Genomic DNA, 23,254 nt, shown 5'->3' with positions numbered 1-23,254 from the left:
ACGGCGCCACCGAGGTGCGGCTGCGGCACACCCTCGACGCCCACGGCGTCCTGCGCGTCTCGCCCCCCCCCCCCCCCCCCCCCCCCCCCCCCCCCCCCCCCCCCCCCCCCCCCCCCCCCCCCCCCCCCCCCCCCCCCCCCCCCGACCCTGCTGCTGACCGTCGGGACGGCGGGCTTCGGCTTCCGGACCGGTGAGGTCTGGTCTGTCCACGTCGCCTGGAGCGGCAACCACGAGCACCTCACCGAGCGCCTGCCCGAGGGCGCGGGAGTGCACGCCTCCGTCCTCGGCGGAGGCGAGCTGCTCGAGCCCGGTGAGGTGCGGCTGGCGCCGGGGGAGACGTACACGGCTCCGGAGGTCGTGTTCGTCCACGCCCTCGACGGTCTCGACGGCTTGTCGCGGCGGTTGCACCGCAGCCAGCGGGAGACGGCGACCCACAGCAACGAGCCACGCCCCCTCGTCCTGAACACCTGGGAGGCCGTCTACTTCGACCACGACCTCGAGCGCCTCACGGGACTGGCGGACACCGCGGCGCAGATCGGGGTGGAGCGGTTCGTCCTGGACGACGGGTGGTTCGGCAGCAGGCGGGACGACCACAGCGGGCTGGGGGACTGGGTGGTCTCCGAGCAGATGTGGCCACAGGGGCTGCAGCCCCTCGTCGAGCACGTCAAGCGACTCGGCATGGAGTTCGGGCTGTGGTTCGAGCCCGAGATGGTCAACCTCGACTCCGACCTGGTGCGCGGCCACCCCGACTGGGTGCTCGGCCCCCGGGCGGGCCATCCACGGCCGTCACGCGACCAGTACGTGCTCGACCTCGCGAACCCGCAGGCTGCCGCCCACGTCGAGGGCCAGATCAGCGCGTTGGTGACCGAGCTCGGCATCGACTTCATCAAGTGGGACCACAACCGCGACCTGCACGAGGCCGTGCGGAGCGACGCCAGCGGCGTCGACCGCCCCGCCGTCCACGCGCAGACGCGGGCGTTCTACGACCTGCTCGACCGGCTGCGTGCCGCCCACCCGGACCTCGAGATCGAGTCCTGCTCCAGCGGTGGTGCCCGCGTCGACCTGGGGGTCCTGGCCCGCACCGACCGGGTGTGGACCAGTGACTGCAACGACGCGCTGGAGCGCACGGCGATCCAGCGATGGACGTCGCTGCTCGTCCCCGCCGAGCTCATGGGGACGCACGTGGGGCCGGCGACCGCACACACGACCCACCGCACGCTGGACCTGTCCTTCCGGATGCTGGTCGCACTCCAGGGCCACGCCGGACTCGAGTGGGACATCACCGCGTGCACTCCCGAGGAGCTCGACGCCCTGTCCGCCTGGTCCGGGCTCTACCGCGAGCTGCGACCCCTGTTGCACACGGGGGACCTCGTTCGCGCCGACCTGCCCGAGGAGTCGGGACTGCTCGTGACCGGCACCGTCGCCGCAGGAGGTGAGGCGGCGGCATACATGGTCCTGCGGACCCATAGCGGGCCGTCGGTGGCGCCCGGGCTGGTCACCCTGCCCGGGCTCGACCCGACCCGCACCTACACCGTGCGGGTGCGGCAGGAGGCGGGCCTGCCCGCCGTGACCCAGGCCGGGGGCCCCCAGTGGTGGGAGGCAGGGCTTTCCGACGGCGTCCGCGTCAGCGGCGCGGCGCTGGGCGACGTCGGCCTCGCCCTGCCGGTGCTGTCCCCCGCCCAAGGTTTCCTCCTGCACCTGACCTGACAGAATGGCGCGCATGCCTGAAACGTCCGCGCCCGCCGTGCTGCCCCGGATCCTGTCCGGGATGCAGCCGACCAGCGACTCCCTGCACCTCGGCAACTACCTCGGGGCACTGGTCAACTGGGTCACGCTGCAGGACGACTTCGACGCCTTCTACTTCGTGGCCGACCTGCACGCGCTGACCGTGCCCACCGACCCCGAGGTGCTGCGCCAGCGCACGCGGGCGACGGCTGCGCAGTTCATCGCCGGTGGCGTCGACCCCAAGCGGTCGGCCGTGTTCTGCCAGAGCCACATCACCGAGCACGCCGAGCTCGGCTGGGTGATGAACTGCCTCACCGCGGACGGCGAGGCGCGCCGGATGACCCAGTTCAAGGACAAGGTCGCCAAGGGCCAGAACGCCAACGTCGGGCTGCTCACGTACCCGATGCTGATGGCCGCCGACATCCTCATGTACGACGCGGCCTACGTGCCGGTCGGGGAGGACCAGCGCCAGCACCTCGAGATCACCCGCGACCTCGCGGAGCGCTTCAACACCCGCTTCGGCGAGACCCTCGTGGTGCCTGACCCCTACATCGTCAAGGGCGCCGCCAAGATCATGGACCTGCAGGAGCCCACGGCCAAGATGAGCAAGACGGGGTCCTCGCCCAAGGGCCTCATCGACCTCATGCAGGACCCGGGCAAGATCGCCAAGAACATCCGTTCGGCCGTCACCGACACCGATGGCGAGGTGCGCTACGACCCGGACGCCAAACCCGGTGTGTCCAACCTGCTCGTCATCCACTCAGTGCTCTCGGGCACCTCGATCGAGGACCTCACGGCCTCGTTCGCGGGGCGCGGCTACGGCGACCTCAAGAAGGAGGTCGCCGACGTGGTGGTCGACCGCCTGACGCCCTTCCAGACGCGGATGGCCGAGCTGCTGGCCGACCCGGCCGAGCTGGACCGCATCCTGGCCGACGGAGCCGATCGGGCCCGCGAGGTGGCCCAGGCCACGATGGCTCGGGTGCGCGCGGCCGTGGGGCTGCTGCCCAGTGCTCGCTGAGAGCGTTCGGTAGGGTCGCCGTCGTGCCCACCATCGGTGTGTCCATCGCCATCCCCTCCCCGCATGCGGAGATGCTCCAGGGCAAGCGGGCCTCCTTCGGGGACCCCCTCGCCGAGTCCATCCCCACGCACGTGACGCTCCTGCCACCCACCGAGGTGGAGGGCGAGGACCTGTCGACGGTGGTGGAGCACCTGGAAGCCGTTGCCACCCAGGGGCGTTCGTTCCACATGGTGTTGCGTGGCACCGGCACCTTCCGGCCGATCTCACCGGTCGTCTTCGTCCAGGTCTCCGGAGGGCTCGCCGACTGCGAGCTGCTGGAGAAGGAAGTGCGGCGCGGCCCGCTCAAGCGCAAGCTCGACTTCTACTACCACCCCCACGTGACGGTCGCCCACCACGTCTCCGAGGACAACCTCGACCGGGCGTTCGCCGAGCTGGCGGACTTCGAGTGCACCTTCGACGTCGACGAGTTCCACCTCTACGAGCACGGCGCCGACGGCGTCTGGCGACCGGTGCGGTCGTTCGCCCTGAACGGACGCTGACGTGCGGACGCTCAAGGCCTGGTGGGCCAGGTTCCAGACAACCCACGTCTGGCGTGCCTGGAAGCGGTACGGCGACCACCGCGGCAACCTGCTCGCGGGTGGCGTGGGGTACTTCGCCTTCTTCTCGATCTTCCCCGCGGTGCTGCTGGCCTTCACCGTCTTCGGCATCGTGCTGCGGAGCCAGCCGCAGCTGCTCGACGACACCAAGAACGCCATCAACGACCTGCTCCCCGGCTTCGTCAAGACCGACGCGCAGCCCGACGGCATCATCGACGTCAACGTGCCCACCGGCGCGACCCTGTCCATCCAGGGCATCGTCTCGGTGGTCGGCCTCGTCCTGGCAGGGACCGGATGGCTCAGCGCGCTGCGCGACGGGATCCGGGCGATCTTCGGGGTGGAGGGAGGCTCAGGCAACCCCGTCCTCGCCAAGCTGCGCGACATCGGGGTCCTGGTCCTGCTCGGCGTCGGCATCCTGCTCTCCGCTGGCGTCGGGGCGATCGCCGGTGCTGCCGCGACCTGGGTTGCGGACCTCATCGGGCTGGGGGGTCAGGGCTGGGTGCTCACCGTGGTCGCGTTCGTCGTGGGGATCGCGCTCGACGGGGGCCTCGTGGCGATCATGCTGCGCCTCCTGTCGGGCATCCGACTCCCGTGGCGGGCCCTGCGCGACGGCGCCGCCTTCGGCGGGATCGGCCTGACCGTGCTCAAGAAGTTCGGGACCGTGCTGCTCGCGAGCACGACCAGCAACAAGCTCTATCTCGGGTTCGCCCTCGTGGCGGGCCTGCTCGTGTGGCTGAACCTCATGTCGCGGGTCATCCTCATCTCCGCGGCCTGGGCAGCCAACGACCTCGACACCGTCGGGGGCGACGGCCTCAGCCGGGGTCAGGCGGCCAAGCTCGCCGAAGGGCCCGCTCCGGAGCCGGTGGACAGCATCCGCGAGCGCACCGACGCCGGGCTGCCGACCTTCGGCCAGCGTGCCGCGGACCGGACCAGTGTGGCGGCGGGTGCCGTGCTGGGTGCGGTCGGTGCGGTGGCGCTGGGGACTCTGGGGCGCGGCATACGGAGCCTGGTTCGCCGGAGGTGAACCCTCAGCGGTAACGCCCTCGGCGTGCCCTCACCGAGCGCCGCCGGGCGCGCAGGCGGAGCAGCACGACGAGCATCGCCAGGAGCAGGAGCGTCGCCGCGGACGGTCCCACCCATCGGCCCGGGAACGCGGAGGCCCGCTCCGTGCCGGGCAGCGCAGCCGCCGGTGTCACAGCCTGCGTGTGCGGGCCCGCCGGGCCGGGGCCGGTCAGGGCGGGCGAGGTCGTGCTCGGCATCAGGGTGGGCGACGCCGTGACCGTGCCGGGCGCGACGAGCTCGCCCACCGCCTTGGCCTTGTCGCCGTAGGCGAACGCCCAGTCGTACATCGCCGCCTGGGGACGCCACGACGAGTCGAGCCCGTACATCTCGGTGAGCAGGTAGGTCTTGCCACCTCGGGTGACAGCCGAGATGAAGGTGCGGTTGGCCGCCTCGGTGTAGCCGTTCTTCACGCCGATGGTGCCGTCGTAGTTGTAGAGCAGCTTGTTGTGGTTGTTGACCTTGTAGGTGGCGCGCTTCTTCGTCTTGGGGTCCACGCCACCGGGGAAGTCGACCTGCTTGGTCGTGACGTAGGTGCGGAAGTCCTTGAGCTGCAACGCCGCCCGGCCGATCAGCGCCAGGTCGTAGGCGCTCGACGTCTGCCCGGGTCGGTCCAGGCCGGACGGGTCCTTGGCGATCGTGTCATGCGCCCCGAGGTATGCCGCGTCCTCGTTCATCGCGGCCAGCGTCGCCTCCCGGCCACCGCCGGCTTCGCTGAGGGAGTATGCCGCGTCGTTGCCCGACGCCATGAGCAGCGCCTGGAACAGCTGCCCCGCCGTGTAGGGCAGGCCGGGCACCAGCCCGACCCGGGTGCCGTCCGCACTGGCATCCGCCTGGGTCACGACGATCTTGCGTCCGGCAGGCACCCGCGGGATGAGGGTCAGCGCGGTGAGGGCCTTGAGCGTGCTCGCCGGGAGCAACCGCGCGTGCGCAGCCTTCGCCGCGACCACCTTCCCCGAGTCCAGGTCGGCCAGCACCCACGACACGTCCCGCAGCGTCGGAGGCGCCGGAACCCCCGCCGGCAGGTCCGTGACGACCCCCATCGAAGCCAACCGCGGCCCCCCGACCGACACCAGCGGATCGACGGTGCTCGCAGGAGTGGGCAGCGCCTTCGTCGTCGCCGACGGCGTCGGCTTCACCAGCGAGTGGGCGGCAGGCGAGAGCGCGACCGCCGAGCCCGGGACTGCGACCCCCACCGAGATCGCGACTCCCGAGACGATGACTCCGAGGAGCGCGCGCCGCACCTTCGCGGAGTGGGTGCCGAGGTGGGCGCGCAGCACCGTAAAACGAGCTTGCGAGAGGTGCAAGCGCCCAGCTCGGTGACCGCGACGCCCCACGGCGCGGCTACGCGACGACGCTGTCACGTGGGCCAAGGTTCAGAAGCGCGAAGTCAGGAGCGCGCGCTTCACTTCCTGGATCGCCTGCGTCACCTGGATGCCACGCGGGCACGCGTCGGTGCAGTTGAAGGTCGTGCGGCAGCGCCACACGCCCTCCTTGTCGTTCAGGATCTCGAGGCGTTGCGCGCCACCGTCGTCGCGGGTGTCGAAGATGAACCGGTGGGCGTTGACGATGGCGGCCGGGCCGAAGTACTGGCCGTCGTTCCAGAACACCGGGCAGCTCGTCGTGCAGGCGGCGCACAGGATGCACTTGGTCGTGTCGTCGAACCGGTCGCGGTCGGCCTGGCTCTGGATGCGCTCGCGCGTGGGCTCGTTGCCCTCGGTGATCAGGAACGGCATCACCTCGCGGTAGGCGTCGAAGAACGGCTCCATGTCGACGATGAGGTCCTTCTCGACGGGAAGGCCCTTGATCGGCTCGACGGTGATCGGCTTGTCGGGGTTGACGTCCTTGATGAGCGTCTTGCAGGCGAGCCGGTTCTTGCCGTTGATCCGCATGGCGTCGGAGCCGCAGACACCGTGGGCGCAGGACCTGCGGAACGACAACGAGCCGTCCTGGTCCCACTTGATCTGGTGCAGCGCGTCGAGGACGCGGTCGGTGGCGTGCGAGGTGACCTGGTAGGTCTCCCAGTGCGGCTCGCTGTCGGTCTCGGGGTTGTAGCGCGAGATCTTCAGGGTGACCGTGAAGGACGGGACGGCGCCGGACTTGGGGGCGTCCTTGCCGGTCGTGCCTGCGGAGGTCGTCTCGGTCGTGGTGGCGGTCATCAGTACTTGCGCTCCATCGGCTGGTAGCGGGTGACGGTCACGGGCTTGTAGTCGAGGCGGACCTCGTCCGCGAACTTCGGGCCCTGCTCGTCGTCGGTGACGGGCGCGCGGTAGGCCATGGTGTGCCGCATGAAGTTCACGTCGTCGCGGGCTTCGTAGTCCTCGCGGAAGTGACCGCCGCGGGACTCCTTGCGGGCCAGCGCCCCGAGGGTGATGACCTCGGCCAGCTCGATGAGGAAGCCGAGCTCGACGGCCTCGAGGAGGTCGGTGTTGTAGCGCTTGCCCTTGTCCTGGACGACGACGTGGGCGTAGCGCTCCTTGAGCTCGTCGATGACGCCGAGAGCCTCCTTCATGGATGCCTCGGTGCGGAACACCTGGACGTTGCGGTCCATGGTCTCCTGCAGGGCCCGGCGCAGGTCGGCCACGCGCTGTCCGCTGTCGCGGGTGCGGATGCCCTCGACCATCGCCTCGACGAAGGTCGAGGGGTTGGCCGGCAGGTCGACGTACGGCGCGTTCGCGGCATACTCCGCGGCGGCGATGCCGGCCCGGCGCCCGAAGACGTTGATGTCGAGCAGGCTGTTGGTGCCGAGGCGGTTGGAGCCGTGCACGGAGACGCAGGCGACCTCGCCGGCGGCGAAGAGGCCGGGGACGACGTCGGTGTTGTTGCGCAGCACCTCGGTCTCGACGTTGGTCGGGACGCCGCCCATGGCGTAGTGCGCGGTCGGGTAGACCGGGACCGGCTCGGTGTAGGGCTCGACGCCGAGGTAGGTGCGGGCGAACTCGGTGATGTCGGGGAGCTTGGCGTCGATGTGGGCCGGCTCGAGGTGGGTCAGGTCGAGCAGGACGTAGTCCTTGTTGGGACCTGCACCGCGCCCTTCGCGGACCTCGTTGGCCATGGAACGGGCGACGATGTCGCGGGGCGCGAGGTCCTTGATGGTGGGGGCGTAGCGCTCCATGAACCGCTCGCCGTCGGCGTTGCGGAGGATGCCGCCCTCACCACGCGCCGCCTCCGACAGCAGGATGCCCAGTCCGGCCAGGCCTGTCGGGTGGAACTGGAAGAACTCCATGTCCTCCAACGGGATGCCGCGCCGGAAGGCGACACCCATGCCGTCGCCGGTGAGGGTGTGGGCGTTGGAGGTGGTCTTGAAGACCTTGCCGGTGCCGCCGGTGGCGAAGACGACCGACTTGGCCTGGAACACGTGCAGCTCGCCGGTGGCCAGCTCGTAGGCCACGACGCCCGCGGTGTGCTGCACGCCGTCCGCTCCGGTGTTCATGAGCAGGTCCAGGACGTAGAACTCGTTGTAGAACTCGACGCCCTGCTTGACGCAGTTCTGGTAGAGCGTCTGGAGGATCATGTGGCCCGTGCGGTCCGCCGCGAAGCAGGACCGGCGGACGGCGGCCTCACCGTGGTTGCGCGTGTGCCCACCGAACCGGCGCTGGTCGATCTTGCCCTCGGGCGTGCGGTTGAACGGCAGCCCCATCTTCTCGAGGTCGATGACCGCGTCGATGGCCTCGCGGCACATGATCTCGGCCGCGTCCTGGTCGACGAGGTAGTCACCGCCCTTGACGGTGTCGAAGGTGTGCCACTCCCAGTTGTCCTCCTCGACGTTGGCGAGGGCGGCGCACATGCCACCCTGCGCTGCGCCGGTGTGGGACCGGGTCGGGTAGAGCTTGGTCAGCACCGCGGTGCGGGTGCGGGTGCTCGACTCGAGCGCGGCACGCATGCCCGCGCCGCCGGCCCCGACGATGACGACGTCGTACTTGTGCGTCTGCATCAGTGCTGTTTCCTTCGCGTTCCTGGGTCGACCGTGGTCATCGTGCGCACACGGAGAGGGTGGAGGAGGGGTCGAGGCACGGGTCGAAGGTGAAGATGACCAGCGTGCCGAGCACCATGACGAGCAGTGCGCTCGCCACCAGCAGACCCTTGAGGATCCACCTGGTGCGGTCCTTCTCGGTGTAGTCGTTGATGATCGTCCGGACCCCGTTGAACCCGTGCAGCTCCGCAAGCCACAACATCAACAGGTCCCACGTCTGCCAGAACGGGCTGCTCCACTTGCCGGCGACGAACGCGAAGTCGATGCCGTGGATGCCCTCGCCCAGCATGAGGTTGACGAACAGGTGACCGAACACGAGGACGAGCAGCAGGATCCCGCTGCCCCGCATGAAGACCCACGACCAGAGCTCGAAGTTGCCGCGGCCCTTGGAGACCCGGCGGTAGCGGGACTTCTTGGCAGAGACGGCGTCGGGGCCGGCGTGGTAGTTGGTCTCGGTGGTGGCGCTCATGAGTTCCGCCCGCCTCTCAGTGCGTGAACACGACGGTCAGGTGCCGGATCGCGAAGGGCGCGAACAACACGACGAAACCAATGGCAACGGCCCAGAAGAGCTGTCGCTGGTACTTCGGGCCCTTGGCCCAGAAGTCGACGGCGATGATGCGCAGGCCGTTGAGCGCGTGGAAGATCACGGCGGCGACCAGCCCGGCCTCCGCCAGCCCGACGACGGGGTTCTTGTAAGCACCCATCACCTCGTTGTAGGCCTCGGGGGAGACTCTCACCAGCGCCGTGTCGAGCACGTGCGCGAACAGGAAGAGGAAGATCAGTACGCCGCTGATGCGGTGGGCCACCCACGACCACATGCCTTCACGGCCGCGGTAGAGGGTCCCGTTGGCTGCCTGCGCCACTGCGCGTCCCTTTCGAAGCAGATGTCACGGCAGTCGTCGGCGAGCGTCGAGGGCCGTAGTTCGCCCGTCAGGTTATCGGCCCGGCCGCCGGGACCGTGAACGGCCTGCCTGTGAGAAACCAGACAGGCCCGGTTACCCGCTGGTATGCCGCGTGGTCGCGGCGCGACTCAGCCGGCGAGGGACCGGGCGCGCTGGGCCGAGGTGTAGTGGGTGAGCAGCTGGTCGGTCAGCGACGCCCAGCTCCGGGGGGTCACCCGCAGCCGACCGGCCTCACCCATCGCCACCCGCTTGGCCCGGTCGCCGGCCAGGTGCGCGACCGCGTCGCGCAGTGCGTCGGGGTGGTCCGGGTCGAAGAGGAGCCCGGTCCGCGAGTGGTCCACGAGGTCGAGGGGGCCGCCCCGAGCCGGGGCGATGACGGGCAGCCCCGTCGCCGCGGCCTCCTGCAGGGTCTGCCCGAAGGTCTCCCGGGTGCCGGTGTGCACGAAGAGGTCGAACGCGGCATACGCCCTCGCGAGGTCGTCGCCCTCGCGTCGGCCGAGGAAGACCGCGTCGACGCCGGCAGCGGTGAGGGCCGCGGCGTCGTCGTGGCGGGTGGGCCCCTCGCCCACGATCACCACGCGCAGCCCCGGGAGGCCCGCGAGGGCCGCCAGTCGGGTGAGCTCCTTCTCGGGGGCCAGCCGTCCGACGTAGCCCACGAGCACCTGCCCCTCCGGGGCGAGGGAGCGGCGCAGTGCGCGGGTGCCCGCGTCCGCGCGCCACCCGGGATGGAACAGGGCGGCGTCCACTCCCCGGGCCCACAGAGCCGTGCGGGGTATGCCGTGCGCCTGCAGCTCGGCGAGGGTCGCCGACGAGGGGGCCAGAGTCAGGTCGGCCATCTCGTGCATCCTGCGGATCCAGCGCCAGGCCGCCCGGGCGGCGCCGCGTCCCACCGCCCCCGGGCCGTGCTGGCGGATGTAGCTGGGCATGTCGGTCTGGTAGACCGCCACGGTCGGCAGCCCGAGCCGTGCCGCGGCCGACAGCGCACTCGCGCCCAGCACGAACGGCGAGGCCACGTGGACGACGTCCGGCGCGAAGTCGGCCAGCGCCGCCTCGACCTCGCCGCCCATCGGCAGCCCGACAGGGAACTGACGAACGGGCACGGACGCGAGGCCGTGGACGGCATACCCGGCGTAGTGGGTCGGGGCCGGACGGGGGGCGAGGATGAGCGCCTCGTGGCCACGGTCGCGCAGGCACTCGGCAACGCGGCAGATGCTGGTCGTGACCCCGTTGAGGTAGGGCAGGAACGACTCGGTGACGATGGCTACGCGCACACGACCAGCGTCGGCAACCCCGGTGAGGTGACGGCCACGGCTGGGGGTGTGTCGGGTGAGCGGCAGGTGACGGGCTGGTGCGTGGGCTAGCGTTCCGGCCATGTCATCGGCGGCGACGAGTCAGGCTGCACCAGTGAACGACCGCTTCTGGGCGGTGATCCCCGCCGGGGGGGCCGGGACGAGGCTGTGGCCCCTGTCGCGCGCCGGGTCGCCCAAGTTCCTGCACGACCTCACCGGCTCGGGACGCTCCCTGCTGCAGGCGACCTGGGACCGGCTCACCCCGCTGACAGGCTCGCGGGTGCTGGTCGTCACCGGTGCCTCGCACCGGGCGGCCGTGGCGGAGCAGCTGCCCGACCTGCCCCCGGACCAGCTGTTGGCCGAACCAGCGCCGCGGGACTCCATGGCCGCGATCGGGTGGGCGGCGGCAGTGCTCGAGGCGCGTGACCCCGAGGCGGTGCTGGGTTCGTTCGCGGCGGACCACGTGATCGCGGACGAGGAGGACTTCCGGGCCTGTGTCGCCGAAGCCGTTCGCGTGGCGGAGCAGGGTTTCGTCGTCACGATCGGCATCGAACCCACCCATCCCGCAACGGGATTCGGCTACATCGAGATGGGCTCCCTGCTCGGCGAGGGACCGGCCACGGCGGTCAGCCAGTTCGTCGAGAAGCCCGACCGGGCGCGGGCCGAGGAGTACCTCGCTACGGGTCGGTTCCGGTGGAACGCCGGGATGTTCGTCGTGAAGGCGACCGTGCTGCTGGACCTGCTGGCGCAGTGGCACCCCGAGCTCGCGGCGGGAGCCCGGGCGCTCGCGGCCGACCCGGGTCGGCTGGACGAGCTGTGGCCGGGGCTCGAGAAGATCGCGATCGACCACGCCGTCGCCGAACCCGCTGCTGCCGAGGGCAGGGTCGCGATGGTGCCGGGCGGGTTCGGCTGGGACGACGTGGGCGACTTCAGCTCCCTGGGCTCCTTGCTGACCGACGCCGCCGGTATGCCGGGGACGCGCGTCCTCGGCGATGCGTCCGACGTGCGCGTGGTCGACTCGACCGGCATCGTCGTGCCCGGAACCGGCCGGGTCGTGGCGCTGGTGGGCCTCGAGGACGTCGTGGTGGTCGACACCCCGGACGCGCTGCTCGTGATGTCCCGTGAACGCGCCCAGGACGTCAAGGCGGTCGTCGACGCCCTGCGGTCCGAGGGGCGCACCGACCTCCTCTGACCCTGGGTTCAGGTTGCGAGGTCGCGGCGGCGGAACTGCGTGAAGCCGATGGTTGCGACCACGAGCGCCACCACGACCAGGGCGACCAGACCAGCGGCGTTGACGTCGCCGCCCGGCAGGCTGCCGAGGTGGTCGAACGGCGAGATCGCCAGCATCCAGCTCGGCAGGCGCAGCAGCGCCCCGAGCTCGCCGAGCAGCACGAACACCGCGAGCACTCCCCAGGCGAAGGTCGACCACCGGGGCAGCAGTCCGAACAGCAGGACAGTCAGGGCCACGCAGACCAGCACCGCGGGTGCCGTCGCGAGGGCAGCCGGCAGCAGCTGCCCCACTCCGGTGCTGCTGACGGCACCGGCAGTGAGCCCAGCGGCCGTTCCGACCACGGCGAGCAGCCACACCGAGCCCAACGCGGCGATGAGGGTGTGGCTGCCGACCCACTGCCACCTGCTCAGCGGGGTGGCGAGCAGGACCTCGGCGCGCCCCGCGCTCTCCTCGGACCGCAGGCGCAAGGCCGTCGCGATGCCGTAGCCGGCTACCCCGATCGCGAGGAACCGCAGCTCGGTCCCGAAGAACACGTCGACCAGGGAGCCCTGCCCTCCGCTCATCTTCCGCAGCATCTCCTCGATGCCCGGGCTGCTCGCGATCTGGTCCACGGACCTGGCGATGTTGCCCACGGCCAGGCCCACGACGGCATACCCGATGCTCCATCCGAGCAGTGCGCCACGCTGGAGCCGCCACGCGAGGCCGAGCGGGGTGCTCAGCGCCGCGGAGGCACGAGTCGGCCCCGGTCGCGCGGCCCACAGGCCCGAGCCGAGGTCGCGGCGGTGCAGGAGGACGTCGGCGACGACGAGGAGGGCGGCCGTCGCGACGACGGCCGGCAGGAGCAGCCACCAGCGGTTCGCGCCGAACGGGCTGACCTTCTCGGCCCAGCCCAGGAACGACAGCCAGACGAGGTGCTGGCCCCCGCCCTGGGTGGTGTCCGCCAGCGCACGGACGAGGAAGGCCAGGCCCAGCGCCCCGACCGCGATGCCACCGGCGCCGCGCGTGGTCGAGGTGAGCTGGACTGCGATGGCGGTGATGCCGGTCATCACGAGTCCGGCGACGACCTCGACGACGCCGAGCGCCAGCGCGCCGGTCAGGTCGACACCGGTCGCGACCAGGCTCAGTGCGGAGAGCAGCCCGGTCGCGAGCACGGTCATCGTCGCGAGGCCGACGGCGGCGGCGAGCGGGGCCCGGCGGCCCACGACGCCGGCAGCGACGAGCTCGAAACGGCCGTCCTCCTCCTCGCTGCGGGTGTGCCGTCGCACGATCGCGAACCCGAGGAACGCCGTGAAGAGGCTGCCCATCATCACCGTCTTGAGCACGCCGATCCCGGCTGCGGTCGCGGACGGCAGCGGCCCGTAGAGCGCGGTCAGCGACGGGTTGTCCACCATCACCGCAGCGCCCGAGGCGGCCTCGGCGTCGGTGGGGTAGAGGTCGAGGGTGGCCGCCATCGACCCGTACGCCGTCGCCACCAGGGCGAGGACGCTGGCCACCACGATCCAGCGGTCGCGACGCCACGCCAGCCGCAGGAGTGGTCCGGTGCCGACGAGGGACGTCATGCCGACACCTCCTCCTCCCGAGCGGCCTGGGCGGCGCGGCCGTTCGGGACATCGTGGTCGTGCGGACCGTCGCCGACCGTGTCGCGGTACTGCGAGAGGAAGAGCTCCTCGAGGGTCGGCGGCTGGCAGGTCAGCGCCTGGATGCCGTGGGGTGCCAGTCGCTGGAGCACGTCGCCGACGGCGCTCGTCTCGACGGACAACAGCAGGCGGTCACGGTCCTGTCGGGCGGCGTCGACACCGGGCCAGCGCGAGGCCTCGGTCTGGGCGACGGGCCTGGCGAGGGTCGCCGTCATGCTCGTGCGCGTGAGGTGTCGCAGGTCGGCGAGGGTGCCGGAGTCGACGATCCGCCCGGCCCGGACGATGCTGACCCGGTCGGCTGCCGTCTCGACCTCGGACAGGATGTGGCTGGAGAGCAGGACCGTGCGGCCCTCCGCTCGCACCTGGGTGAGGTGGTCCTGGAAGACCTTCTCCATCAACGGGTCGAGCCCCGAGGTGGGTTCGTCGAGGACCAGCAGGGGGACGTCGGAGGCCAGCGCGGCCACGAGCGCGACCTTCTGCCTGTTGCCCTTGGAGTAGGAGCGACCCTTCTTGGTGGGGTCGAGCTCGAACGCCTCGAGCAGCTTGTCGCGTTTGCCCTCGTCGATCCCGCCGCGCAGCCGACCGAGCAGGTCGATGACCTCGCCGCCGGTCAGGTTGGGCCACAGGACGACGTCGCCGGGCACGTAGGCCAGCTGTCGGTGCAGCTCGGTGGCGTGCTTCCACGGGTCTTGTCCCAGCAGGGTCACGGTGCCGCCGTCGGACCGGAGCAGGCCGAGCAGGACCCGGATGGTGGTGGACTTCCCGGCTCCGTTGGGGCCGAGGAAGCCGTGGACCTCGCCCTCGTGGACCGTCAGGTCGAGGCCGTCGAGGGCGGTCGTGGCGCCGAACTTCTTGATGAGGCCGGTTGCCTCGATGACATGTGCCATGGCTCCGACGATACACGGTTTTCAGAAAACTCTGAATGATCTAAACTCTCTTCATGGCTTCCACTCCCGCCGCCGACCCGTCGCGCTTCGTCGAGCGCTTCGGCTCTGCCCTGACCGCGGCGGGGATGCAGCGACTGCCGTCACGGGTCTTCGCCGCCCTGCTGGCCGACGACGACGGCCGGATGACGGCCGCCGAGCTCGGGGAGGTGCTCGCGGTCAGCCCCGCGTCGGTGTCGGGTGCGGTGCGCTCGCTCCAGCAGATGCGGATGATCCACCGGGAGCGCGAGCAGGGCAGTCGTCGTGACGTCTACGTCGTCGCCGACGACGCCTGGCACGACGTGATGATGAACTCGGCCAACATCTACGCCCCGCTGACCCAGTCCCTCCGCGAGGGCGTCGACCAGGTGGGTGGGCGGGGGACGACCGCGGGGGACCGCCTGGCGCTCAGCGTGGCTTTCCTCGAGTTCGTGACCGAGGAGATGCACCAGCTCTCCGAGAGATGGGACAAGCGCCGCGCCGAGCTCGGCTACTGACCCAGTCCCAGCTTTATCGGGTCTAGGGACTTAGGGCGGCTTCGCCCGGGAACCGTTTCGGGGTGAAGCCGACGTTTCTCCCTAGACCCGATAAAGGGGAGACAGGGTGACCGAGCCCACGGTGAGGTGGGCCACGAGTGGTGACCACACGGCATACCGGCTCACTATCGTGGGCGGCATGGCCGCCGATGTCCCCGAGGACCGCTTGCAGACCCGCTCCGAGTCCGACCTGCCGATCAAGGCCGTGTATGCCGCGGACGACCTCGAGGGCTTCGACCCGGAGACCCAGCTCGGTGAGCCGGGGCAGTTCCCCTACACCCGCGGCGTCTACCCGAACATGTACACGGGGCGGCCGTGGACGATGCGGCAGTACGCCGGGTTCGGGACCGCCAAGGAGTCCAACGAGCGCTACCACGAGCTGGTGGCCAACGGCACGGGCGGGCTGTCCGTCGCGTTCGACCTGCCGACGCAGATGGGTTACGACTCCGACGAGGCGATCGCGCACGGCGAGGTCGGCAAGGTCGGTGTCGCGATCGACTCGATCGACGACATGCGGACGCTGTTCGGTGGGCTGCCGCTGGGTGACCTGTCGACGTCGATGACGATCAACGCCCCGGCCGCCACGCTCCTGCTCATGTACCAGCTGGTCGCCGAGGAGAACGGCGCCGACGCGGCCCGGCTGGCCGGGACGATCCAGAACGACGTGCTCAAGGAGTACATCGCGCGCGGCACGTACATCTACCCGCCGAAGGAGTCGCTGCGACTGATCAGCGACATCTTCGCCTACTGCCACAAGGAACTTCCGCGCTGGAACACCATCTCCATCAGCGGTTACCACATGGCCGAGGCGGGGGCGACGCCAGCGCAGGAGATCGCCTTCACCCTGGCCAACGCCAAGGAGTACGTCCGCGCCGCGCAGGCTGCCGGGCTCGACGTCGACGACTTCGCTCCACGGCTGTCGTTCTTCTTCGTGGCGCGGACCACCCTGCTCGAGGAGGTCGCCAAGTTCCGGGCGGCCCGCCGGATCTGGGCGCGGATCATGCGTGACGAGTTCGGCGCCCAGAACCCGAAGAGCCAGATGCTGCGGTTCCACACCCAGACCGCCGGGGTGCAGCTGACCGCGCAGCAGCCCGAGGTCAACCTGGTCCGCGTCGCCCTCCAGGGCCTCGGCGCGGTGTTCGGTGGCACCCAGTCGCTGCACACCAACTCGTTCGACGAGGCGATCGCCCTCCCGACCCAGAAGGCCGCCCGCCTCGCCCTGCGCACCCAGCAGGTCATCGCGTACGAGACCGACGTGACCAAGACCGTCGACCCGTTCGCCGGCTCCTACGTGGTCGAGTCGATGACCGACGACGTCGAGGCTGCCGCCCTCGACCTCATCCAGGCCGTCGAGGACAAGGGGGGAGCCGTCGCCGCGATCGAGCAGGGCTTCCAGAAGTCCGAGATCGAGCGGTCGGCCTACCGCATCGCGCTCGAGATCGACAGCAAGGAACGCACCGTCGTCGGCCTCAACCGGTTCGCCCTCGACGAGGAGGAGCCGTACGAGCCGCTCCGCGTCGACCCGCAGATCGAGCACGACCAGCGCGAGCGCCTCGCCGCCCTGCGGGCCGAGCGGGACAACGACGCCGTCGAGGCCGCCCTCGAGGCAGTCCGCGAGGCGGCTCGCGGCACCGACAACCTGCTCTACCCGATGCGCGAGGCCCTGCGGCTGCGCGCGACCGGCGGCGAGGTCAGCCACGCCCTGCGCGACGTGTGGGGCCTCTACGTCCCTCGCGAGACCTTCTGAGGGCCTGGGACGCCTCGTTCACCGATCGTGGAACGCGGCCGGGGTAGGGCCGGTCCGCGGGTAGAGTCACCGCTGACATGAGCGACAACCAGCTGCTGGCCGACCTGTGCACCACCATCGACGCCCTCGCCCCCGAGCTCCTCGCCCTGCAGCACGACCTGCACGCGCACCCGGAGCTGTCCCGCGGCGAGACGCGCACGACCGCCAAGGTCGCCGAACGCCTCGAGGCCGCAGGGGTCGCAGTGCGCCGCCTGCCCGTCAGCGGGCTGATCGCCGATCTCGGAGCCGAGCAGCCGGCATACCGGGTGGCGCTGCGCGCCGACCTCGACGCCCTGCCTGTGGGGGAGCGCACGGGCCTGCCGTGGGCCTCGACCACCGAGGGCATCTGCCACGCCTGCGGTCACGACGTCCACGTCGCCGGGATGCTCGGTGCCGGGCTGGCGCTCAAGGCCCACGAGGAAGCCCTGCGCGAGCGGGGCATAGGGGTCCGCCTGCTCTTCCAGCCCGCCGAGGAGGTCATCCCCGGCGGTGCCGTCGACCTGCTGGCCGAGGGTGCCCTCGACGACGTCGACGCGATCTTCGCCGTCCACTGTGACCCCAGCCTGGACGTCGGCACGGTCGGCCTGCGTGACGGTGCGATCACCGCGGCAGCTGACCGCGTGACCGTGCACCTCGCGGGTCGGGGTGGCCACACGTCGCGGCCCCACCTCACCGAGGACCTCACGTTCGCGCTCGCCAAGGTGGTTACCGAGCTGCCGGCCGTCCTGTCCCGCCGGCTCGACCCGCGGACGGCGTTCGCGCTGGTGTGGGGCGAGGTGCATGCCGGCCAGGCCGCCAACGTGATCCCGTCCAGCGGCACGATCGCCGGCACCCTGCGGATGCTCGACGCCGACGCGTGGACCACCATCGGCCCCCTCCTCGCCGAGGCGGTGGAGCACATCGTCGCCCCGTATGCCGTGACGGCAGTACTCGAGCACGTCCAGGGAGTGCCTCCGGTGGTCAACGACGCGGAGGCCATCGAGGTCTTCCGGGCCGCGGCCGAGGGTGCGGGCCTGACGGCCCTGGGAACGCAGCAGTCGCTCGGTGGCGAGGACTTCGCGTGGTACCTGCGGAAGGTTCCAGGTGCCATGGCGCGGTTGGGAACGCGCACGCCGGGCGGGCACACCTACGACCTCCACCAGGGCGACCTCGTGGTCGACGACGACTCGGTCGTCCAGGGCGCCCGGGTGCTCGCCGGCGTGGTGGTGGCCGGCGTTGTCAAGACGCCGGTCGGAGCGCCGCAGCCCGGTTGAGGGACAGTCGCGGATCGGTAACGGTTTGTGTCCCAAGTGCCTCAAGGCCGAGTTACCCAGCAGTTCGTCGGGCTATCCTCACGCCCTAGTGGCGCAGCACAGCGCCTCGTGCAATCAAAGAACAGGAGACAGCCTTGCGTCACACGATGAAGGTTGCCGCGGTGATGTCGGTGGCAGCACTGACCCTCGCCGCATGTGGTGACTCGGGCGACAACGCCGGGGGCAGCGGTTCCAGCTCCAGCTCGAGCTCGAGCAAGAAGAGCGACGTCAAGGTCGGCATGGCCTACGACGTCGGCGGTCGCGGTGACCAGTCGTTCAACGACGCCGCTGCGGCAGGCCTGGACAAGGCCAAGACCGAGCTCGGGGTGGACACCAAGGAAGCCGCCGCGGTCAACGGTGAGAACGAAGCCGCCCGTGAGGAGCGCCTCCAGCAGCTGGCTGACGCCGGCTACACCCACATCGTCGCGGTGGGCTTCGCCTACGCCAAGTCGGTCGGCAAGGCTGCCAAGGCCAACCCGGACGTGCACTTCGCGATCGTCGACGACGCGTCGGACGACTCGAAGGGCCCGAACGTCGACCAGATCACGTTCGCCGAGAACGAGGGCTCGTTCCTCGTCGGTGCGGCGGCCGCTCTGAAGTCCAAGACGGGCCACATCGGCTTCGTCGGTGGCGTCAACGTCGGGCTGATCAAGAAGTTCGAGGCTGGCTACATCGCCGGGGCGAAGGCCGTCAACCCGGCCATCAAGATCGACTCCCAGTACCTCACCCAGCCGCCGGACTTCGGCGGCTTCAATGACCCGGCCAAGGGCAAGACTGCTGCTGACGGCATGTTCCAGAAGGGCGCCGACGTGGTCTACCACGCCGCTGGCGGCTCCGGTGGTGGCGTCTTCACGGCCGCCAAGGCTGCCGGCAAGCTGGCCATCGGTGTCGACTCCGACCAGGCCCTGACCGCTCCGGCGGACGTGCGCTCGGTCATCATGACGTCGATGATCAAGAAGGTCGACGTCGCGGTCTACGACTTCATCAAGTCGGCGGCCGACGGCAAGGAGAAGACCGGCAACAACATCTACGACCTCAAGGCTGGCGGTGTGGACTACTCCACGACCGGCGGTCAGGTCGACGACATCAAGACCAAGCTGGACGACTACAAGCAGCAGATCATCGACAAGAAGATCACGGTTCCCGAAAAGCCCTGATCGACACCTCTTTTGTCGAGCATGTGGGCAACACACGGCCCGGGCGGCGCGGTAGCGTCTGACCCGGGCCGTGTGCTTGCCTGAACGACCCAGCACGCGGCGCCTCGACCCTTGCCGCAGGTGCCGAATCGCGCCACCCGCCCGCGACGCCGCGGGCCCGGACCACGGAGTGTGAACCATCACTGCCTCCCCACCGCTGACGCAGACCACGACAGAGGGTGGTGTCCCAGCCGTCGAGCTCGAGGGGATCACCAAGCGCTTCCCGGGTGTGGTCGCCAACAAGGACATCGCCTTCTCGGTGCGACGCGGGACGGTCCATGCGATCGTCGGGGAGAACGGCGCCGGCAAGTCCACCTTGATGAAGATCCTGTATGGCGTGCAGCGCCCCGACGAGGGCACCATCAAGATCGACGGGCAACTGGTCAACCTCCACTCCCCGTCCGACGCCATCGCGGCCGGCATCGGCATGGTCTTCCAGCACTTCATGCTCGCCGACAACCTGACTGTCCTCGAGAACGTCGTCCTGGGTGCGGAGAAGCTGCACGGGATCGGCGACGGCGCGCGACGCGAGATCACGCGGATCTCGGGCGCCTACAAGCTGGACGTCGACCCCGATGCGCTGGTCGCCGACCTAGGAGTGGGCGCACGCCAGCGGATCGAGATCCTCAAGGTGCTGTTCCGCGGCGCCAAGACCCTGATCCTCGACGAGCCCACCGCCGTCCTCGTGCCGCAGGAGGTCGACGAGCTGTTCGACCAGCTCGCCGAGCTCAAGGACGAGGGACTCACGGTGCTGTTCATCTCGCACAAGCTCGACGAGGTGCTCAAGGTCGCCGACTCGATCACCGTCATCCGGCGCGGCACCACCATCGACACGGTCGACCCCAAGTCCGTGAACGCACGCCAGCTCGCCGAGCTGATGGTCGGCTCGGAGCTGCCCTCCCCGACGACCGAGGAGTCCACGGTCACCGACCGCGTGCTGCTCAAGGTCGACGACCTCGTCCTGGGCGACGGCACCGGCCGACCGCTCCTCGACGGCATCTCGCTGACCATCCACGCCGGCGAGGTGCTCGGCATCGCCGGGGTGGAGGGCAACGGCCAGGCCGAGCTCGTTGAGGTCATCATGGGTATGCGTGAGCCCACCTCGGGCCAGGTCTTCCTCGGCGACGTCGACATCTCCGACTGGCACACCCGTGAGATCAGGGAGGCCGGTGTCGGCTACATCCCGGAGGACCGGCACCGCCACGGCCTCCTGCTCGAGGCGCCGTTGTGGGAGAACCGCATCCTCGGGCACCAGACCGAGGCCCCCAACGTGAAGGGTCAGCTCATCGATGCTGCCGCGGCCAAGGCCGACACGGAGCGCATCGTCAAGGCCTACGACGTGCGCACTCCTTCGATCTTCGTCACCGCGGGCTCGCTCTCCGGCGGCAACCAGCAGAAGCTCATCATCGGCCGCGAGATGAGCCACAAGCCCAAGGTGCTCATCGCCGCCCACCCGACCCGTGGCGTCGACGTCGGTGCACAGTCGAGCATCTGGGACCACATCCGGGACGCGCGGCGCGAGGGCCTCGCGGTGCTCCTCATCTCGGCCGACCTCGAGGAGCTGATCGGCTTGTCCGACACCATCCGCGTCATCCTGCGGGGCAAGCTGTCCGGCGACTTCGACCCGGACCACGTGACGGCCGAGGACCTCGGTGCGGCGATGACCGGTGCCGGCGAGAAGGAGGAGTCGCGGTGAAGTCCCTCAACGTGCGCCGGATCCTGATGAGCCTGGCGGCGCCGGTCCTCGCGCTCGTCGTCGCGTTCGTCGTCACCTCGCTGGTGCTGGTGGCGGTCGGGGACCCGGTGTGGGAGGTCTGGAAGACCATCCTCGCCGTGCCGAAGCCGCGCCAGAGCGTCAACATCATCAACGCGGCGTCCGTGTTCTACCTCTCGGCCATCGCGGTCGCGGTCGGCTTCCGCATGAACCTGTTCAACATCGGCGTCGACGGCCAGTACCGCGTCGCGGTCTTCGCGGCCGCCGTCTTCGCAGGCCAGGATTGGCTTCCCGGGTGGCTCAACATCATCGTGTCCATCGCCGTCGCGATGGTGGCCGGTGGGCTGTGGGCCAGCATCGCGGCATACCTCAAGGTGAAGCGCGGCGTCTCCGAGGTGATCTCCACGATCATGCTCAACGCCATCGCCACCGGTGTGGTGAGCTGGCTCCTGGTGAAGATCGCCAACCCCCGGCCGGGCTCGAACAGCATCGAGACCAAGACCATCCCGGAGTCGGCGCAGCTCGAGGGCTTCAAGCTCATCCCCGGCGCCACGAACCGCGTCTACACGCTGCTGATCCTGGCCCTGCTGGTCGGGTTCCTCTACTGGTTCGTGCTGAGCAGGACGCGGTTCGGCTTCGACCTGCGGGCGACCGGTCGCTCCGAGAGCGCGGCGGTCGCCAGCGGCGTGAAGGTGCCGCGGATGGTGGCGACCGCGATGATCGCCTCGGGTGCCCTGGCCGGACTCGTCGGCATGCCATTGCTGTTCGGGCAGGACCACAACTACGGCACGACGTTCCAGTCCGGACTCGGCTTCGCCGGAATTTTCGTCGCGCTGCTGGGACGCAACAACGCGGTCGGCATCGGCTTCGCCTCGCTCCTCTGGGCGTTCCTGGACGTGCAGTCCAACGCCCTGCAGATCCAGGCCGATGTCGCCCAGGAGCTGGTCAACATCATCCAGGGCGTGATCCTCTTCGCCGTCGTGATCGCGTACGAGCTGATTCGCCGGGCCGACAAGCGGATCGAGCAGTCCCGCGTCGCCCGTGAGCTTGCCGCCCAGCGACAAGCCGCCCCCGCCCCGGAAGGAGCCCCGGCATGAGCGCCCTCGGACTCGAGGTCGGCACCAAGGCCGTGCCGGACCGTCCCAAGCGGCGACGGTTCGGCATCCGCGAGTGGTCCATCGTGGCGATCGGTGCGATCGCCGTGATCTCGGTCCTGCGAGTGGTCACCGGTGCCGACGACATCGCGTCTTCCGGTGCCCTGGCCGCGGCCATCGGCCTGGCCGTCCCGATCGGCCTGGCCGGCCTCGGTGGCCTCTGGTCGGAGCGCGCGGGCGTGGTCAACATCGGCCTCGAGGGCATGATGATCCTCGGCACGTGGGGGGCCGGGTTCTTCGGCTACCACATGGGTCCGTGGGCCGGCGTCCTCGGCGCGATCGCCATGGGCATGCTCGGTGGCCTGATCCACGCGACCGCCACCGTGACGTTCGGGGTCGACCACATCGTCTCCGGTGTCGCCATCAACATCATCGGCCTCGGCGTCGCGAAGTACCTTGCCGCCCGTTTCTTCAACGGACTGCCCGGCGGTGGCCCCACCCAGTCGCCGCAGGTCGGGCACCTGCCGGACTTCACCCTTCCCGGTGTGTCCAGCGGGCTCGGCACAGTGGAGAAGAAGGACTGGTTCTTCGTCAGTGACGTCGCCGCAGTGCTGCGCGCACTGTGCACCAACGTGTCGATCCTGACCATCCTCGCGGTGCTGCTGTTCGTCGGGACCTGGTGGGTCCTGTGGCGGTCGGCGTTCGGCCTGCGGCTGCGATCAGTGGGTGAGTCGCCTGTCGCGGCGGAGTCGCTCGGCGTCAACGTGATGCGCTACAAGTTCCTCGCCGTCGTCATCTCCGGCGGGCTCGCCGGCCTGGGCGGTGGCTTCCTGGCGCTGGTTGCCGCGAGCATCTACCGCGACGGACAGACCGGTGGTCGTGGCTACATCGGCCTCGCCGCGATGATCTTCGGCAACTGGCGACCTGGTGGCCTGCTCGCCGGTGCGGCGCTGTTCGGCTACACCGACGCCTTGCAGCTGCGCGGTGGGGCGGCAGTTCACGCGTTCCTGCTCCTGTTCGCGGTGCTCCTCGTGGCCGTCGGGGTGTGGCAGATCGTGCGCAACCAGCGCATCGTCCAGGGCGCCCTGGCCATCGTCGTCGGCGTCCTCGTCGGCTGGTGGTACTTCGCCGCGGACGCCGTCCCGGCCGAGCTCACCGGCACCACCCCCTACGTCACCACGCTGCTCGTGCTGGCCTTCGCGTCGCAACGGTTGCGGATGCCCGCCGCCGACGGGCAGATCTATCGCAAGGGCGAGGGCCACTAGGTGTGCCCTGACGCCGGG

Annotated in this window: 20 protein-coding genes and 1 pseudogene; 13 read left to right on the top strand and 8 right to left on the bottom strand. The window is 70.2% G+C overall.

What is annotated here, in order from left to right:
- Window positions 1-147: 147 nt before the first annotated feature.
- The 5 genes and pseudogenes from AC1DS4_RS06210 to AC1DS4_RS06190 form a co-directional block, all read left to right on the top strand.
- Window positions 148-267: pseudogene (locus AC1DS4_RS06210) on the top strand (glycoside hydrolase family 36 N-terminal domain-containing protein); the annotation flags it as partial.
- Window positions 268-1,707, top strand: a complete 1,440-nt coding sequence (locus AC1DS4_RS06205) for an alpha-galactosidase (RefSeq protein WP_477646008.1) — start codon at window positions 268-270, stop codon at window positions 1,705-1,707.
- Between the two features lie 13 nt (window positions 1,708-1,720).
- Window positions 1,721-2,743: a tryptophan--tRNA ligase gene (gene trpS, locus AC1DS4_RS06200; protein WP_477614873.1), complete on the top strand. Its 1,023-nt coding sequence runs from the start codon at window positions 1,721-1,723 to the stop codon at window positions 2,741-2,743.
- Window positions 2,744-2,766: 23 nt separating this feature from the next.
- Window positions 2,767-3,282 (top strand): 2'-5' RNA ligase family protein, encoded by a 516-nt coding sequence (locus tag AC1DS4_RS06195; protein ID WP_477614874.1) that lies wholly within the window; start codon window positions 2,767-2,769, stop codon window positions 3,280-3,282.
- 1 nt (window position 3,283) lies between these two features.
- On the top strand, window positions 3,284-4,363 hold the full coding sequence (locus AC1DS4_RS06190; protein ID WP_477633613.1) for a YihY/virulence factor BrkB family protein: 1,080 nt from the start codon (window positions 3,284-3,286) through the stop codon (window positions 4,361-4,363).
- 4 nt (window positions 4,364-4,367) lie between these two features.
- Here the strand turns inward: AC1DS4_RS06190 and AC1DS4_RS06185 are convergent, their stop codons facing one another.
- The 6 genes from AC1DS4_RS06185 to AC1DS4_RS06160 form a co-directional block, all read right to left on the bottom strand.
- Window positions 4,368-5,678 (bottom strand): D-alanyl-D-alanine carboxypeptidase family protein, encoded by a 1,311-nt coding sequence (locus tag AC1DS4_RS06185; protein ID WP_477633612.1) that lies wholly within the window; start codon window positions 5,676-5,678, stop codon window positions 4,368-4,370.
- 96 nt (window positions 5,679-5,774) lie between these two features.
- Entirely contained in the window at window positions 5,775-6,557 is a 783-nt protein-coding gene (locus tag AC1DS4_RS06180; RefSeq protein WP_477633611.1) for a succinate dehydrogenase iron-sulfur subunit, read from the bottom strand.
- A complete protein-coding gene (sdhA, locus tag AC1DS4_RS06175; RefSeq protein ID WP_477633610.1) occupies window positions 6,557-8,332 on the bottom strand; it encodes a succinate dehydrogenase flavoprotein subunit in 1,776 nt (591 codons plus the stop codon). The genes AC1DS4_RS06180 and sdhA overlap by 1 nt, the downstream gene beginning before the upstream one ends.
- A 37-nt stretch (window positions 8,333-8,369) precedes the next feature.
- A complete protein-coding gene (locus tag AC1DS4_RS06170) occupies window positions 8,370-8,840 on the bottom strand; it encodes a succinate dehydrogenase hydrophobic membrane anchor subunit (protein WP_477614879.1) in 471 nt (156 codons plus the stop codon).
- A 16-nt stretch (window positions 8,841-8,856) separates the two neighbouring features.
- Entirely contained in the window at window positions 8,857-9,234 is a 378-nt protein-coding gene (sdhC, locus tag AC1DS4_RS06165) for a succinate dehydrogenase, cytochrome b556 subunit (RefSeq protein ID WP_477614880.1), read from the bottom strand.
- A gap of 167 nt (window positions 9,235-9,401) precedes the next feature.
- Window positions 9,402-10,544, bottom strand: coding sequence for a glycosyltransferase family 4 protein (locus AC1DS4_RS06160; RefSeq protein ID WP_477614881.1), 1,143 nt, complete (start codon window positions 10,542-10,544; stop codon window positions 9,402-9,404).
- A gap of 100 nt (window positions 10,545-10,644) precedes the next feature.
- On the opposite strand from AC1DS4_RS06160, the gene AC1DS4_RS06155 reads away from it, so the two are divergent.
- A complete protein-coding gene (locus AC1DS4_RS06155; RefSeq protein WP_477614882.1) occupies window positions 10,645-11,754 on the top strand; it encodes a mannose-1-phosphate guanylyltransferase in 1,110 nt (369 codons plus the stop codon).
- 8 nt (window positions 11,755-11,762) lie between these two features.
- On the opposite strand, the gene AC1DS4_RS06150 is transcribed toward AC1DS4_RS06155, so the two are convergent.
- The gene (locus AC1DS4_RS06150) at window positions 11,763-13,352 is read right to left on the bottom strand and encodes an ABC transporter permease (protein ID WP_477633609.1); all 1,590 of its coding nucleotides are present in this window, start codon (window positions 13,350-13,352) and stop codon (window positions 11,763-11,765) included.
- Window positions 13,349-14,317 carry an ABC transporter ATP-binding protein gene (locus AC1DS4_RS06145; RefSeq protein ID WP_477633608.1) on the bottom strand — a complete coding sequence of 323 codons (969 nt, stop codon included), beginning with the start codon at window positions 14,315-14,317 and terminating at the stop codon, window positions 13,349-13,351. The genes AC1DS4_RS06150 and AC1DS4_RS06145 overlap by 4 nt, the downstream gene beginning before the upstream one ends.
- Before the next feature lie 53 nt (window positions 14,318-14,370).
- On the opposite strand from AC1DS4_RS06145, the gene AC1DS4_RS06140 reads away from it, so the two are divergent.
- The 7 genes from AC1DS4_RS06140 to AC1DS4_RS06110 all read left to right on the top strand — a co-directional run bounded on the left by AC1DS4_RS06140 (window position 14,371) and on the right by AC1DS4_RS06110 (window position 23,236).
- Window positions 14,371-14,850: a GbsR/MarR family transcriptional regulator gene (locus AC1DS4_RS06140; protein ID WP_477633607.1), complete on the top strand. Its 480-nt coding sequence runs from the start codon at window positions 14,371-14,373 to the stop codon at window positions 14,848-14,850.
- 106 nt (window positions 14,851-14,956) lie between these two features.
- On the top strand, window positions 14,957-16,636 hold the full coding sequence (locus AC1DS4_RS06135; protein ID WP_477614886.1) for an acyl-CoA mutase large subunit family protein: 1,680 nt from the start codon (window positions 14,957-14,959) through the stop codon (window positions 16,634-16,636).
- Between the two features lie 77 nt (window positions 16,637-16,713).
- Window positions 16,714-17,928, top strand: coding sequence for an amidohydrolase (locus tag AC1DS4_RS06130; RefSeq protein ID WP_477633606.1), 1,215 nt, complete (start codon window positions 16,714-16,716; stop codon window positions 17,926-17,928).
- A gap of 146 nt (window positions 17,929-18,074) precedes the next feature.
- Window positions 18,075-19,124: a BMP family lipoprotein gene (locus AC1DS4_RS06125; protein WP_477614888.1), complete on the top strand. Its 1,050-nt coding sequence runs from the start codon at window positions 18,075-18,077 to the stop codon at window positions 19,122-19,124.
- A 268-nt stretch (window positions 19,125-19,392) separates the two neighbouring features.
- Window positions 19,393-20,859, top strand: a complete 1,467-nt coding sequence (locus tag AC1DS4_RS06120) for an ABC transporter ATP-binding protein (RefSeq protein WP_477633605.1) — start codon at window positions 19,393-19,395, stop codon at window positions 20,857-20,859.
- Entirely contained in the window at window positions 20,856-21,974 is a 1,119-nt protein-coding gene (locus AC1DS4_RS06115) for an ABC transporter permease (protein ID WP_477614890.1), read from the top strand. The genes AC1DS4_RS06120 and AC1DS4_RS06115 overlap by 4 nt, the downstream gene beginning before the upstream one ends.
- Window positions 21,971-23,236, top strand: coding sequence for an ABC transporter permease (locus AC1DS4_RS06110; RefSeq protein ID WP_477614891.1), 1,266 nt, complete (start codon window positions 21,971-21,973; stop codon window positions 23,234-23,236). The genes AC1DS4_RS06115 and AC1DS4_RS06110 overlap by 4 nt, the downstream gene beginning before the upstream one ends.
- Window positions 23,237-23,254 lie beyond the last annotated feature (18 nt).

The sequence above is a fragment of the Pedococcus sp. P3_C7 genome (assembly GCF_056402615.1).
This window is presented reverse-complemented; position numbering and strand designations above follow the sequence as displayed.